This window comes from Collinsella aerofaciens (assembly GCF_040910325.1).
GTDB classification, from domain to species: domain Bacteria; phylum Actinomycetota; class Coriobacteriia; order Coriobacteriales; family Coriobacteriaceae; genus Collinsella; species Collinsella aerofaciens_BL.
Window position 1 is genome coordinate 1 of sequence record NZ_JBDGAV010000003.1, and the last position, 14,222, is coordinate 14,222.

At 57.4% G+C, this 14,222-nt stretch carries 14 protein-coding genes and 1 tRNA gene; 5 read left to right on the plus strand and 10 right to left on the minus strand.

What is annotated here, in order from left to right:
* Positions 1 to 410 precede the first annotated feature (410 nt).
* Positions 411 to 1,667 carry an ATP-binding protein gene (locus tag AB5Z25_RS01880; RefSeq protein WP_271747000.1) on the plus strand — a complete coding sequence of 419 codons (1,257 nt, stop codon included), beginning with the start codon at positions 411 to 413 and terminating at the stop codon, positions 1,665 to 1,667.
* Here AB5Z25_RS01880 and AB5Z25_RS01885 read toward each other — a convergent pair whose 3' ends face one another.
* Positions 1,668 to 2,432, minus strand: coding sequence for a DeoR/GlpR family DNA-binding transcription regulator (locus AB5Z25_RS01885; protein WP_368134652.1), 765 nt, complete (start codon positions 2,430 to 2,432; stop codon positions 1,668 to 1,670).
* Between the two features lie 205 nt (positions 2,433 to 2,637).
* Here AB5Z25_RS01885 and AB5Z25_RS01890 point away from each other — a divergent pair, with 205 nt between their 5' ends.
* Complete coding sequence (locus tag AB5Z25_RS01890) at positions 2,638 to 3,690, plus strand: aldose epimerase family protein (protein WP_368134653.1); 1,053 nt, start codon at positions 2,638 to 2,640, stop codon at positions 3,688 to 3,690.
* Between the two features lie 84 nt (positions 3,691 to 3,774).
* On the opposite strand, the gene AB5Z25_RS01895 is transcribed toward AB5Z25_RS01890, so the two are convergent.
* On the minus strand, positions 3,775 to 4,254 hold the full coding sequence (locus AB5Z25_RS01895) for a PTS sugar transporter subunit IIB (RefSeq protein ID WP_368134654.1): 480 nt from the start codon (positions 4,252 to 4,254) through the stop codon (positions 3,775 to 3,777).
* A gap of 157 nt (positions 4,255 to 4,411) precedes the next feature.
* Between AB5Z25_RS01895 and AB5Z25_RS01900 the strand changes: the two genes are divergently transcribed.
* Both AB5Z25_RS01900 and AB5Z25_RS01905 read left to right on the plus strand, forming a co-directional pair.
* Positions 4,412 to 4,487 (plus strand) — tRNA-Thr (locus AB5Z25_RS01900).
* 427 nt (positions 4,488 to 4,914) lie between these two features.
* Positions 4,915 to 5,280, plus strand: coding sequence for a hypothetical protein (locus tag AB5Z25_RS01905; RefSeq protein ID WP_147330591.1), 366 nt, complete (start codon positions 4,915 to 4,917; stop codon positions 5,278 to 5,280).
* A 134-nt stretch (positions 5,281 to 5,414) separates the two neighbouring features.
* Here the strand turns inward: AB5Z25_RS01905 and AB5Z25_RS01910 are convergent, their stop codons facing one another.
* The 3 genes from AB5Z25_RS01910 to AB5Z25_RS01920 form a co-directional block, all read right to left on the minus strand.
* A complete protein-coding gene (locus AB5Z25_RS01910; RefSeq protein WP_117778978.1) occupies positions 5,415 to 5,888 on the minus strand; it encodes a NanQ anomerase/TabA/YiaL family protein in 474 nt (157 codons plus the stop codon).
* Positions 5,889 to 6,085: 197 nt separating this feature from the next.
* Positions 6,086 to 7,021, minus strand: coding sequence for a hexose kinase (locus AB5Z25_RS01915; protein WP_368134655.1), 936 nt, complete (start codon positions 7,019 to 7,021; stop codon positions 6,086 to 6,088).
* Positions 7,022 to 7,080: 59 nt separating this feature from the next.
* Entirely contained in the window at positions 7,081 to 7,962 is an 882-nt protein-coding gene (locus AB5Z25_RS01920) for an aldose 1-epimerase family protein (RefSeq protein ID WP_368134656.1), read from the minus strand.
* Between the two features lie 157 nt (positions 7,963 to 8,119).
* On the opposite strand from AB5Z25_RS01920, the gene AB5Z25_RS01925 reads away from it, so the two are divergent.
* Positions 8,120 to 8,704: a flavodoxin domain-containing protein gene (locus AB5Z25_RS01925; RefSeq protein ID WP_368134657.1), complete on the plus strand. Its 585-nt coding sequence runs from the start codon at positions 8,120 to 8,122 to the stop codon at positions 8,702 to 8,704.
* 75 nt (positions 8,705 to 8,779) lie between these two features.
* Here the strand turns inward: AB5Z25_RS01925 and nagA are convergent, their stop codons facing one another.
* The 5 genes from nagA to AB5Z25_RS01950 form a co-directional block, all read right to left on the minus strand.
* Positions 8,780 to 9,949 carry an N-acetylglucosamine-6-phosphate deacetylase gene (gene nagA, locus AB5Z25_RS01930; RefSeq protein ID WP_368134658.1) on the minus strand — a complete coding sequence of 390 codons (1,170 nt, stop codon included), beginning with the start codon at positions 9,947 to 9,949 and terminating at the stop codon, positions 8,780 to 8,782.
* A gap of 117 nt (positions 9,950 to 10,066) precedes the next feature.
* Positions 10,067 to 11,233 carry an AgaS family sugar isomerase gene (locus AB5Z25_RS01935; RefSeq protein WP_368134659.1) on the minus strand — a complete coding sequence of 389 codons (1,167 nt, stop codon included), beginning with the start codon at positions 11,231 to 11,233 and terminating at the stop codon, positions 10,067 to 10,069.
* A 114-nt stretch (positions 11,234 to 11,347) separates the two neighbouring features.
* On the minus strand, positions 11,348 to 12,079 hold the full coding sequence (locus AB5Z25_RS01940) for a GntR family transcriptional regulator (protein WP_368134660.1): 732 nt from the start codon (positions 12,077 to 12,079) through the stop codon (positions 11,348 to 11,350).
* Positions 12,080 to 12,264: 185 nt separating this feature from the next.
* Positions 12,265 to 13,347, minus strand: coding sequence for a PTS system mannose/fructose/sorbose family transporter subunit IID (locus tag AB5Z25_RS01945; protein WP_055251210.1), 1,083 nt, complete (start codon positions 13,345 to 13,347; stop codon positions 12,265 to 12,267).
* The gene (locus tag AB5Z25_RS01950) at positions 13,337 to 14,137 is read right to left on the minus strand and encodes a PTS mannose/fructose/sorbose/N-acetylgalactosamine transporter subunit IIC (RefSeq protein WP_196033554.1); all 801 of its coding nucleotides are present in this window, start codon (positions 14,135 to 14,137) and stop codon (positions 13,337 to 13,339) included. The genes AB5Z25_RS01945 and AB5Z25_RS01950 overlap by 11 nt, the downstream gene beginning before the upstream one ends.
* Positions 14,138 to 14,222 lie beyond the last annotated feature (85 nt).

Below are 14,222 nucleotides of genomic sequence, written 5' to 3' on the forward strand. Positions count from 1 at the left end.
GGATGTAGGGAAGCGATAGGAAAGTCATAGATGCGGGCGTGTTGGCTAAAATGGGTCGGCCGGGATTGGTCAATCTCGGCCGACTATATTTGGCTAAATTATTCCGACGCTAACACCTTATTATTATCGGTATCACGAACACACTTTCGGTATCCTTTAATGCCGAAATGATACCGAAAGCGTGTTCGAAAATACGGTTAATTCCATGCGTTAGCCCAATCAAGCCCCAGGCTTACAAACTCCGTTTTTTCAGAATGCCAATGCATTCGCGCTTGCGTGTCATTTCACGTCACTTTAACACGTAAAATGACACGCAATTTTTTTCGTGTCATAATTTTGACGCGTAAAATGACGTGTAAAGTTTTACGTGTCATTTTTCATGTCAAGTTAAAGCGAAACGGAGCACTACGATGCAAGAGACAAAGGATCTTGAGTTCAAGGAAAGCGTCACCAATTCGTTCCTCAAAACCGTCTCCGCTTATGCAAACAACACGGGTGGGCGTGTCCTATTTGGAATTAACGACGCCGGAAAAATCGTTGGCCTCGATGACCCCAAGCAGACCTGCTTGGATATCGAAAACAAGATTAACGATTCGATCATCCCCCAGCCCGATTACTCCCTAAAAATCAACGAGCCCGATGCAACCGTTGAGCTTACGGTCTTTCCCGGCAGATCGAAGCCTTATCTATACCGCTCGAAGGCGTACAAGCGCAATGACACAGCGACTATACCAGTTGATACCCTAGGTCTTTCGCGCCTTGTGCTCGAGGGTCAGAATCTCTCCTTTGAACAGCTCCCGGCAAGCAAGCAAGATCTATCTTTCACCGTTTTAGAGAATCGTCTAACTGCAAAGTTAGCGCTTCAGTCGTTCACAACCGACACTCTCAAAACCCTCGGCCTGCTCGATGAGACCGGGACCTACAATAATGCAGCAGAGCTGCTCGCGGACGAGAACGGCTTCCCAGGCATCGACATTGCAGTGTTTGGTGACACTATCAACCTCATTAAGCAGCGCAAGACCCTTGAGCATGCATCAGTTTTAACTGAAATTGACAGTGCTCTTGAGCTATTCGAAGCTCAGTACTGCTACGAAGAGATCAAGGGAATGGAACGAATCCGCAAGGAGCCCATTCCACTTGAGGCGTTCCGTGAGGCAATAACCAACGCAATCGTTCATAGGACCTGGGATGTACCAGCGCACATCCGCATCTCGATGTTCGACGACCGGGTAGAAGTCGCCTCACCCGGCGGATTACCGGCAAGCATGACTGTCGATGAGTACCTGTCCGATATGCTGTCCGTTAGGCGTAACCGCATTCTTGCCGAAGTCTTTTTGCGCCTGGGCCTTATCGAGGCATTCGGTACGGGCATTATGCGAATTCGAGACACCTATAAAGACAGCATCAAAAAGCCTCGTTTTCAAGTTTCGGACAACGCTATTGTGGTCACACTTCCCCTACTCATGGATAACCCCGGGCTCGAAGGCGACGATCTTACCGTATTTGAACTGCTGAGTGAAGTGCATCCCCAATCGACAAGTGCGCTTGCGGCCAAAGTTACCTTTAGCCGCTCGAAGCTACTTCGCATCCTCAAAAAACTCGTTGAGACGGGCCTGGCTACAGTTGAAGGCGCCGGCAGAGGGCAGAAGTATCTCCTGCTGCGCTAGCTAGCAAATGACCTGCGTGTGCTCCTCGATGGCAGTGCGGTCCTCGGCGGTAATACCCGGCTCGCACACCACGGCGTCCAAATTGTCCAGTCGACAGAAGGTGTAGAAGTCGCGCTTGCCAATCTTGCTGGAATCGGCGATCAGATAGCGCGAGTCGGCCTTGCTAAAGGCGAGCTGCTGGATGCGGCCCTCTTCCATGTTAGACGTAGACACGTCGCCGTCCAAAATGCCGTTTGCGCCGATAAAGGCTGCGTCGATCCCCAGTGCGCGCAAGGTGTCCTCGGCCGTGGGGCCCACAAAGGCGGCAGTGCGGCGGCGGTACACGCCGCCCACCAGGCACAGTTCGCAGTCTTCGCGCGCCTCGAGCAGGTTAAACACCGAAAGCGAATTGGTCACAATGCGCAGGCGAAACGCCGGCAGCATCGAGGCCATCTGCTCAACCGTGGTGCCCGTGCCCAAAAAGATGGTCGAGCCTTCCTCGATAAGCTCCACAGAACGGCGCGCAATCTGCAACTTTTCCTCGGCATGCTTCGTGCGCTTTTCGCTGTGCGAATACTCATGGCGCAGCATAGCGTGGGGACGGCCCTGCGCACTGCGGGCTCCGCCGTGCACGCGCTCGATCTCGCCCAGGCTCGCAAGCTCCTCAAGATCACGGCGGATCGTCATATCCGAGACACCTAACGCATCCGAAATCTCCTTGACCGAGACCGTTCCCTGTTCCTCGAGCAGCTGCCGAACCTTATCCTGTCGCTCCGCTTTAATCACGATGAGTCCTCGCTGTTCCACGCTCACGTCAATTCAAACAATAACGAACAAATTGTATCAGACTCGCGCGCGTCAGAAATGAACGCCCGCACAGCTCCAATCATCACTTTTTTGAGAAAAATACCCCCTGCTTTAGTGGGGTGTAGTGATAATCTCGCGTGTTCGCGCTACAGTTTGTCGGAAATACCTCGATGTTAGGAACCAAATGATCACTTCCGAGCTTTTCGGCACCGCTCCGTGCGGTACCCCCGTTCATCGTTACACCCTCAACGGGCCCGAGATCTGCGTTCGCATTATGGACTATGGCGCCACCGTGCTGGGCATCGACGTGCCCGACATTCCCGGCAACGTGCGCGATGTGGTGCTGGGCTTCGATAAGCTCGAGGATTACTTTGACAACCCCGCCTGCTTTGGCGCGACCATCGGCCCCGTGGCAAACCGCACCGCGGGCGCCACGATCACCATCGACGGCACGGACTGGCATATGCCGGCCAACGAAGGCGTCAACAACCTGCACAGCGATCTTGAGCACGGCCTGCACAAGCGCGTATGGGATGTTGAGCTCGACGAGGTCCACAATGCCGTGCGCATGACCACCTCGCTTGAGGATGGCGAGCTGGGCCTACCCGGCAACCGCACCTTTACGGCCGTGTTTACCGTGACGCGCACCGGCGTCTTTCGTGTCGAGTATGGCTGCGAGAGCGACCGCGCCACCTACGTGTCCATGACCAACCACACGTACTTTAACCTTGCCGGCCATAACGCCGGCATGGACTGTGAGCACTTCTTTGTCGCCAACGCTGCCCATTACCTGCCCATTAACGAGCAGAACATCCCCACCGGCGAGATCGCTCCGGTCGAGGGCACGCCGTTTGACTTCCGCGAGCTGCGTCCCGTCGCTCCCGGCATGGAGGCCGACGATCCGCAGATTAAGCAGGCCCGTGGCTACGATCACTGTCTGTGCATCGATGGCTATCAGTACGGCCGTAATCTGCGCCGCGCGATGCATGTTGAGGAGATGTGGACCGGTCGCGAGCTGGACTACTACACCACCGCACCGGGCGTGCAGCTCTACACCGGCAACTGGCTGGGCGACGAGCACGCCAAGGACGATGCCAACTATGGCTGGGGCGCCGGCTTTGCCCTCGAGGCCGAGATGTACCCCGACACGCCGCACCAGCCGCTGTTCCCGCAGGGCATTGTGGGCCCGGGTCACCCCTACAGCAATGTGATCGAATACCACTTTATGAGGCACTAAGCCCATAACGCGACATATCGCACAGCAGCGCCCGCCGGCACCACCGCCGACGGGCGCTTTGCTACCTAGTCATTGGGGACGTTCTTAAATGACTAGTTGGATGGGGTCGGGATTGGAACTGGGGAGGGAGCGGATTTCTAGCTCTATGCCGAGTTCTTGCAGCTCTTTGAAGGCGGCGACGTCTGTGTCGTCTACGGCAACTGTGGGCGTCGCGGGACGCTTGCCCTCCCCTGCTTGCATGTGACCGATACTGATCTTGGTAATGGGCACACCGCCCTTGACCAGCGCGAGCGCATCCGCGGGCGACGCCACCATGATGAGAATCCATTGGCGCGGCGTTGCAGTATGAATGATGTCGATGGTCCTTTGCACCGAGAAAAACCGCGTCCACACGCCCTCGGGCGCCGCGACCCTCATAGGCGCCCACTTGCGCGAATCCGCCGCAATCTCGTCGTTGACGATTAGGACGAGGTTGGAACCCATAGCCTCGTTCCACAGCTCGACGTCTTGCCCGTAAATAAACCGGTCATCGATACGCGTGAGAAGGATCTTGGGTTGAGCCATGGCAGTCCCATTCTGTTTGAGACTCGTAAGAGCGAGACATCACGTCTCCAATATTAGTGCATTTAAAGTGAGAAAAGCCGTCAGAACACTTGCACGGATGTGCGATGTCCCGTATCATAGACAGCCGTTGACGCCTCAGTTGCGTCACCACATGGCCGCCAGCGTAGCTCAGTTGGTAGAGCACCGCTCTCGTAAAGCGGGGGTCACCGGTTCGAGCCCGGTCGCTGGCTCCATTGCACAAGATAGCCGCCTTCGGGCGGCTTTTTTGTTGCCGATTCGCCCACTCGGTGGACTTCGGATTTAATGCTTAGGGGGCGGGGATTTACCAAAGTGAAATTTTAATGAAAAGAAACCCAGCTGCAACAATTGCCATGGTGAGGGCTCGAATTGGTCATATAGATTTAAAATAGCCACGATACCTTCTCTTTTGCTGGAACGATATATCTATACAAGGTTGTGAGCGGAAAACAAAAATACGTCGATTGCTATCCGACAAACGGGTCTGGAATTGCATTCACCGGCATTTCGGGGCAGATTGATACACATGTACGAAAGGGAACCTATGTGGTGCGTTGGGTTGGAGCTGCTGCAGGCCCGATATGGATTGCGGTCTTGCGCCCCGATGTCCAAATAGGTTTCTCTCTAGACGGGAAGTTGCTCATGGACGTCATCTATGACGGAGATGACTGGGTCGATCATTATACTTGGCGCCTGGTCGGCTCGAACGACAATGGGGATGTGGTGTTTGATGGACTATGTCCAAAGCATCTCCATCCTTTTGTCTCGTCGTTAATTGAGAGTTCCGCTCGTGTTGCCCCCTACAGCTCGGCATCGCTTCATGATACGGACGTTTTGAAGACCATAAGGGAATCAATTGACGATGGCACGATGAGCGGCCCGCTGTTTTCTCGGCTTGTGGGGCTAGATGAGATTGGCTCGAAACGACTGCTTGCGGGCGAAAAAGTGGAACTCACTTATCGGTCGATGATTTCAATCCTGCGGCTAGCCGATGTTCTTCGCAAATAAATGAGGCTTCCCTATTCAAAAACAGAAAACCCCGCTAAACGTGATTCCCCTAGGGAAACACGTTTAGCGGGGTCCTAGCGTGATTTCCCTAGGGGAATCACGCCATCAGACGAATAGCTCTGCCAGGCAGTTCGCTACTCCTCCCAGTAAGCGTCTGCAAGCAGCTTAAAGCAGATCTTCTTGACCGGCTGCGCGCCATCGCCCGGGAACTCGAGCGTGGGCATATGAGGCTCGCCGGCAACGAACAGCGCAAACTTATCGTCGGCAAGATCGCCGGCGATCGAGGCGTCGGAATCGACCAGATCGTAGTCGTCCTTCTCGTCAAACTCCTGGACCAGCGTCAGGCTGCCCGTGGCGACCTTAAAGGCCTCGCGACCCTCGACGTCGATCTGCAGGTCGTGATAGCGCTGATGCGTCTCGTAGTGGGCCTCGGCCTCCGGACGCGTCGTGGGAGCCATGACGTTCGCAAAGACCTTGTCGCCCAGAATCGGATGGCTGCCGACCTCGAGCTCCGCCGGGTCGTTCTCCTCGAGCCAGTCGATCAGCACGTCGAGGCCCTTGAGCATTCCGCGGTACTCCTCGATATCGCCCAGTGCACCGTAAATCATCTAAATCCCCTCTCGGATCGTTCCTTTGGCGGCTACTCGATAAACGCGTTACCGACGCTGTTGCCACCCACATACGTCTCGACCAGGGTAAGGTCGGGATTGAATACGACAAAGTCGGCGTCGCGCCCCGGCATAATGCTACCGCACTTGTCGTCAACATGAGCTAGCAAGCGATGCCGGAGCCGTCGCCCAAACTCTTACAGCTCAGTCACGACAACGCCGTTGTAGACCTCGTCCCAACGATCCATGACCAGATGGCCGGTCATGGGATCCATGGCGTTGAGCTTGCCGCAGGTGTTGGCGGTACGCAGCACCGTCTCGTCATCCGCACCAGCAGCAATCGCATGTGCGAAGCCGGCAATGGTCGAATCGCCCGAGCCCGTGGCGTTAACGGCAGGGATGTCGGGCGTCTTTGCGCGGAACGCACGGCCATTGTGGAAGCCAACGGAGCCGGCAGCGCCCATGGACACGACGACCCAGGGGATATCGGAGAAGCGGGCATCAGAGGCGAGCGCGGCGCGGAGCTCGTCCACATCGTCGGTGGTAAAGCTCGTGCCCAGAAGGCCGTTGATCTCGGTCAGGTTAGGCTTGACCAGCTCGGGCTTAATTTCGGACTTAAGGGCGGCCTCGAGCGAAGCACCCGAGGTATCGAGCAGCACCTTGGCGCCGGCGTTCTCGGCAATGCCCGTGATTTTGGCATAGTAGTCTGCCTCGACACCGCGGGGCAGCGAACCCGAAATGGTGACGACGTCGGCCTTGCCCGCAAGCTCGGTAAACTTGGCGGTAAAGGCATCGAGCTCCTCGGGGGCAATTGTCGGGCCACTCTCGAGCAGCTCAGTCTGGTTGCCGGCGTGGAGGACGTTGAGGCAAATGCGAGTCTCGCCCTTGATGGGCACAAAGTCGTTGTTAATACCGTTGGCGTCCATGAGCTCAGCCATGTAGGCGCCCATGTGGCCGCCGAGCAGACCGGTTGCCACAACGTCGTCGCCCAGCTGACCCAGCACACGGGCCACGTTGAGGCCCTTGCCGCCGGCGGTCTTTTCGGGCGTCACGCGGTTGACGTCGTCGATAACGAGCTCGTCGAGCTGATAGCGCGTATCGACAGACGGGTTCATCGTAACGGTGAGGATCATTTTTAGCTCCTTATCTCGCAGGCTCCTTGTGCCTCGCGATACGAGTCGACAAAACGGAATTACAGGATCTCAATCGTGAACGAGCGAACGACGGTCTCCTTGGGCTTGGCGACAAGGCAGCCGCGCTTATGCTCAAGCACGTCGTCCTCATCGGAGCAGGTCGAGAGACCGCCCCAAGGCTCAACCGCCACAAAATCGCCCTCGGGCTTGCTCCACACAATGAGATATGGGAAGCCCTCAAAGCTCAGGCGGACGCCCTTGTCCTCGCCCTTTTTGGAAAGCGTGACCTGACGGCTCTCGAGCACGTCAAAGATGGTCTCCGCAAAATCGAAGAGCTCGTGCGACAGGGGCAGCGTCTTTCCCACCATGGGGTTCTTGGAGCGGTTTGCCACGTCAATCAATCCAGTCGAGGGAACGGCGGTGCAGAGCTCCGCAGCCTCGTCTTTCTCAAAGCGCAGCTCGTAGTCCGTATAGGCCTCGCCCTCATCGAGCGGACACCTAAAGCCGGGATGACCGCCGATAAAGAACGGCATGTCCTCGGTTCCCTCGTTGGTGACCTCGTAGGAAACGCGCACGGCAGCGTCCTCGAGCGTATAGCGGGCGACAAGCTTAAACGGATACGGATAATCGCTCAGCAGCGCGGCGTTATCCTCCGAAGCCAGGCACATCGCCAGCTCGTTCTCGCCTTGGCTCAGCAGCTTCCACTCCTGTTTGCGCGCAAACCCGTGGCGAGCGAGCTTTACATGATGCCCGGCAAACGTCATGGCGCTGTTGTCGCGCAAGCCTCCACAAATCGGGAAGCAAATCGGTGCCTGGCCGGACCACACGGCGGGATCGCCCTGCCACAAGTACTCGCGTCCGTCAGCCTCAATCGAGGTAAACGAGCCGCCGGCCGTGGAAACCTTGATAGAAATCGAATCGTTGGAGAGAGCGTATTCCATTATCCATCCTTTCGAACAACTGCTTTTTTGCTCGCAAGAACCCGTCTCGGCCCTGACCAAAGGACAAACCCGCACGTTCATCGATACGTCCGGTATCCCAGCCATGTAACGGGGTACCATACAGACATTGATGCAATTACAGCTGAAAGGCCTTCTTATGCGAACCATCATCCTCTACGCCTCGCGCCATCACGGCAATACGAAAAAGCTCGTGGACGCCATCGTCGAGGCACACCCCGAGATCGATACCCTCGACGTCAAGGCGCTCGGTAAAAACGAGTACCCCGACCTGCACGAATACCATCTGATCGGTGTCGCCACGGGCATCTATTACTCCGAGATCGACAAGGACATGGCACGCGTGCTCACGAACGTGCTGCAGCCGCAGGACAAGGTGTTTGGCCTTATGACCTACGGTGGCAAAAACAAGTGGTACGGCAAGGATATCGATGGCATCTGCCGCATGAGGCAGGCCATCTTTATGGGCGTCTACGGCTGCCCCGGCTTTGATACGTGGGGGCCGTTCAAGCTCACCGGCGGTGTCCAAAAGGGACACCCGACCGCTGAGGAAATTATGGGCGCCGTCGACTTCTTCGACAAGATCGAAGACGAGTATGGCGACATCATCGTCGAAGAGTACGCCAAGCGCGAGAAGCGTCTAGCATACGAGAAGGAGCATCCTGCGGGAGGCCTGGTGGCCGGCGTCAAGCGCACGGCAAAGAAGATCGCTAACAAGCTGTAACTGTGAAGGTGCTTTTGAGCGTTTAACCCATACGGCGGGTCCGAGCAGATTCGGGCCCGCCGTCTTTTTCTATCGTTACTCGGTAAAGGCGTTGCCGACGCTCTGGCCGCCAACGTAGGTCTCAACGAGGGTGAGCTCGTGGTCGAACACGACAAAGTCGGCGTCGCGACCCGGCATGATGCTGCCGCACTTATCCTCGATATGCGCGGAGCGAGCCGGCACCTCGGTCGCCATGCGAATGGCGATATCGGCGCTGGCGATGCCCCAGTCGACGATGTTCTTGACGCCCTGGGCAAGCGTGAGCACCGAACCGGCGATGCTCTTGCCGTCGGCGAGCCAGCACAGGTTGTCCTTCATGATGACGTCCATGCCGCCGCTGGTGTAGCTGCCCTCGGGCATACCGCCGCAGCCCAGGCAATCGGTGATAAGCACCGTGTGCTGCCAGCCCTTGGCCTGCAGCAGCGCCTTGATGGCGGCAGGGTTCACGTGCTTGCCGTCGCAGATGATCTCGGCGTACGTCTCGGGGGTGGTCATAGCGGCACCCACGACACCGGGCTCGCGATGGTGCAGGCCGCGCTGACCGTTGTAGGTGTGCGTAAAGCAGCTGGCACCGGCGTTGATGGCAGCGACGCACTCATCGTAGGTGGCGTCGGAGTGACCGATGCTGGTCACCACACCCTTGGCATTCAGAGCAGCCGCATAAGCAGCGGCACCGTCGCGCTCGGCCGCCATGGCGCTCTTGACGATGCGACCACCCGCAGCCTCCTGCCACTGATCGAAGACCTCCTCGGAGGGATCGATCAGGTAAGCGGGGTTCTGCGCGCCCACGTGCTTCATGGTAAAGAAGGGGCCCTCCAGGTAGATGCCCTGAATGCGAGCACCGCAGAAGTCGGGGCCGCGCCCCTCGTCCGCCTGGGCGATAGCGGCGCAGGCGTCCTTGATCTGCTCGACGCCATCGGTGAACGTCGTGGGCAGCCAGCTGGTGGTACCGCGGCGGGCGAGCTCGGTCGAGCTGATATCGATGCCCTCGGGATCGTTATCGGTAGTTGAGTGGTTGTAGAAGCCATGGATGTGAGTATCGACCATACCCGGTGCGATCCACGATCCCGTGTAGTCCTTAATCTCGCAAGAGGGCTCGTCGGCCTGCCAGGCGCCAAAGACGCCATCCTCGACCATAAGATAGCCGCCCAGTTGCGGGCCTGCCGGCAAGAAGAACTTGTCAGCCTTAATTGCGTACGTGCTCATATGCACTCCTCGCTTCTAAAGCAGTTGACTGTGGTAATGCTTATACCCAGCTCACGTAAAACAAAAAGCGCCCGCCCGCCGTTATGAGCGGACGGGCGCCCTTACAGGGGGACGCGATTAAGCGGTGAAGGGGTGAATCGTCACGCCCTTAACCACGCGGTTGACCGTGCCGGTGGGGCTCGGCGTATCGGGCGTGTTGCCCACGCGCACGGAGTTGAGCAGGCTGATAGTCTGGGCAAACATCACGAACGGCAGAGCAAGGTAGCCCTCGGGAAGCGCCTCGTAGCCCTTAAAGGTGAAGGACTCACCCTCATAGACGGTAGCACCTTCCTGCTGAACGGCGATGGTGTGCTGAGCGATCTCGTCGCCACCGATCTCGTTGAGGATGTCGATGTCGTACTGACGGGTGTAGGCGTCGTTGTTGACGAACACGAAGACGAGCGTCTTATCGTCGACGAAGGACTTAGGTCCGTGACGATAGCCCATGGAGGTGTCGTAGGAAGTAGCGACCAGACCGTGAGCGAGCTCGAGGATCTTGAGCTGGCTCTCCTGAGCAAGGCCACCGAAGGAGCCAGAACCCAAGTAGGTCACGCGGTTGAAATCGCCAGCCAGGTAATCGGCGATCTCGGGCTCACGGGAGATGACCTCCTCGCCCATCTTGGCAATCGTCTCGACCCACTCGGCCTTCTGCTCGTCAGAGGCAGTGTCGAAAATAAGGGTGGAGAGCAGGGTCATGCAGGAATAAGAACCGGTCATGGCGAAGCCCTTGTCGTTGGCGCGCGGAATGAGCAGCGTCAGCGCATTGGGATCATCGGCAGACTCGACGGCAAGCTTGCCCTCGGGAGCGCAGGTGATGTTGAGGAACTTGACGTTGTGGACGAGCTCCTTGGCAACGGCAACGGCGGCAAGGCTCTCGGGGCTGTTGCCAGAGCGGGCAAAGGAAACCACGAGCGTGGGATCCTCGGCGCGCAGGAAGTCGCGCGGGGCGCTCACGATGTCGGTCGTGGCGATGGGCTTAAAGTCGTAGAGATCAGTGTTGCCAGCGTGACGCAGGTACGGGGCGCAGGTATCGCCAACGTAGTCGGACGTACCGGCACCGGTGAAGACAACGGACAGACGACCCTCGCCCATAGCGCGAGCCTCGGCCAGGAAGGCCTCGATGGCCTCCTTGTTCTCGCGATAGATGTTGAGCGTATCACGCCAAAGCTCGGGCTGCTGAGCAATCTCGGCCGTGGTGATCTGGGCGCCGAGCTCGGTGAGCTCCTCGACACTCTTCTCGAACATTTCTAATACCTCTCTCTAGAAGTAATCCTCTGACGTGCAATTATACACTTCGGTTGGTTATCTGGTAGTAACCAGTTAAATGCAAAGAATCACCATATGGAAACGATGCGAGCACTAGTTACTGCGCTGGTGGTAAACCTTGTATTTAAACTGATCGGCACGAGCAACCGAGAGTGTGTACTCCACTACCTCGTTTGACTCGTTATACGTAGTCCTGACCAAATCGAGCACAGGCGAGCCCTCGACAATTCCCAAAAGGTGGGCATCGGTGGGACGGGCTATGCTCGCATAGAACTCCTCTTCGGCCACGCGAATCTTTTGCTGAAAGTCCTGCTCAATCACATCGTAAAGCGGCTTACGCTCCAGCAGCGGTCGCTTTAGGGACAGAAATTGACGAACCGGTAGATAGCTGCGTTCGACCATCATGGGCATGTTGTCGGCAGAGCGAAGGCGCTTGAGCTTAAAAATGCGATCACCGATGCGCAATCCCATATGCTCGGCCAGATTCTTATCGGCCTCCATCTCGCAAAACTCGAGAATCGTGGTCTCGGGTTCTCGACCCATCGCGCGCATCTGCTCGGTAAAGCTGTAGGACTGCATAAGATTGGTTGCTTTTGCCGAACGGTCGATCACAAAGGTACCGCGACCGTGCTGCCGAACCACCAGTCCTAAACGCTCCAGTTCCTGCAGAGCCAGGCGTACCGTAGTGCGCGAGAGACCATAGCGCTCCGAAAGTTCGCGCTCGGAAGGAATCATGTCACCGGCGCGATATTCATGGTCAATCTTTTCGGTCAGAATATCGACCAGCTGATCGTACAGCGGTTGCTTACGCGCTCCGATCGCCATCCTATCCTCCCTTTTGCTCGAATTCGGCTAACTACCTAGGGTGTTATGCATTATCTGTCTGCCACACCCGAATCATTAAGAAAACAAAAGCCGCGCGCTCTTTCGAGCACGCGGCTTTTAACATACACATGGCTTAAGGGGTCGGGGTGTGAGCCGCGTAGGGACACACCCCTCAAGCTAGAGCCTTACCAGATGCTCGGCCAGAGACCAAGCGGGCCAGCGCCCAGGATGCCAAGGACGAAGAGCAGGAGAATGCCCTTGGTCGGGGTCCAGCTGTGCTTAGCGAACATGTAGTAAAGCAGCAGCGTAAGCATAAGCGGGACGAGCTTCGGGACGATGGTGTTGAGGGTGTCGGCAACAGAGAAGTTGACCGGATCCTCGGTAACGGTGCCGTAGGTCACGGACTCCATGCCGTTACCCAGATCGGTGACGCCGCACTCGACAGCGTTGCCGTCGGCATCGGAAGCGGTAAGGGCGTTGCCGTCCTTATCGGTCATGGCGATGGTACCGGCCTCAGCGGTCTCGGTATCGATGCCCTCCATACCGGTGAAGTTCTCGGCCTCCTTCTCGGAGACGATCACGGTAGTAGCGGAGAGACCACGGGTGGTGCCGTTGGGGATCTGGAGGTTGATCTGGGTGCCACCCATGGTGACGACCAGGCAACCGACGACGAAGACGCCCATGATGGAAGCGGCACGCGTGAAGGCCTGCATGTTGGCGGTCAGAGCGTCAATAGCGCTGGTGCCAAGCTTGTAGGACCAGTTCATGAGCCAGAAGCGCAGAGCGAACTGGACGACGTTGAAGATCACCAGGAAGATGATCGGTGCAGCGGCGTTGCCGTTGATGGCCATGTTGGAGGTGATGCCGGCCGTGATAGGCACGAGCGTCAGCCAGAACAGGGCGTCACCGATACCACCGAGCGGGCCCATTGCGGCGACGCGGACGGCGCGGATCGTGGGGATGTCAACCTTGTTCTGCTCGAGCGAAAGCACGATGCCCATAACAAAGGTGACAAGGAACGGGTGGGTGTTGAAGAACTCCAGGTTGTGGCTCATGGAAGCCGCGAGGTCGTTCTTGTTGGTGTGGATCTTCTCCAGACCGGGGATGATGGAGTAGAGCCAGCCAGCGGCCTGCATGCGCTCGTAGTTGAACGATGCCTGCAGGAAGCAGGAGCGCCAAGCCATCTTGTTGAGGGTCTTCTGGTCGAGCTGCGGAGCAGGAGTGAGATCCTCGTAGTGCTCCGGGATCACATACTCATTAGATGCCATCTTCGAAGTCACCTCCGTCAGAAACAGCTGCACCCTTCAGCTCGGTCTGCTGCTGGAAGTCCCAGAAAGCGATGCCGAAGCCGATGAGAGCGAGGATGAGCAGAGCAGGGGTTGCCAGCGAATCGTTGGCAACGGTGATGAGCGCGAGGCCAAAGCCCATGAGGAAGAAGCCCCACATATCGCGGTTCATCATAACCTTGAGCAGGACGGCGAAGCCGACGAAGCGCATCATGCCGCCTGCAGCGGACAGACCGGTCTGCAGCCAAGTCGGGATGGCGGAAGCGATGGTCTGACCAATGGTAGCGCCAGCGATGAAGAACAGGGTGACGACGACAGCGAAGATCAGGCCGAGCAGAGCCATGGCGAAGTAGTTCAGGCGCTCGATGCCCTTGGTGTCCGCGTTGTGAGCCATGTTATCGGCCGTGGACATAAGCGGGGACATAAGCGTGAAGACCAGGGTAACGCCGAGCTGGCCAAGCAGAGCGAACGGAATGGCGAGACCGACTGCCGCGTTGGGCTCGAGGTCCGTGGCGATAGCGAGAATGGCTGCCATGATGCCGCCGATGACGGCGTTAGGCGGCTGAGCGCCTCCGATCGGCATGTTGCCGATCGTCATGAGCTGATAGGTACCACCCACGAGAAGACCGGTGTTGAGGTCGCCAAGGATAAGACCGATGACGGCGCCGGTGACGATGGGCTGATAGAGAGACTCGAGGAAGTCAAACTGGTCGATTGCCGCGATGAACGTGACGACGAAGACCAGAGCGATCTGGATGATCGAGTATTCCATCTTGCTCCTCCTTTCAAAATGTATGTACGCACTTTGGATTTCACGTACAGAACGTCAGGGTTTCACTCCTGACAACGTGGATCAC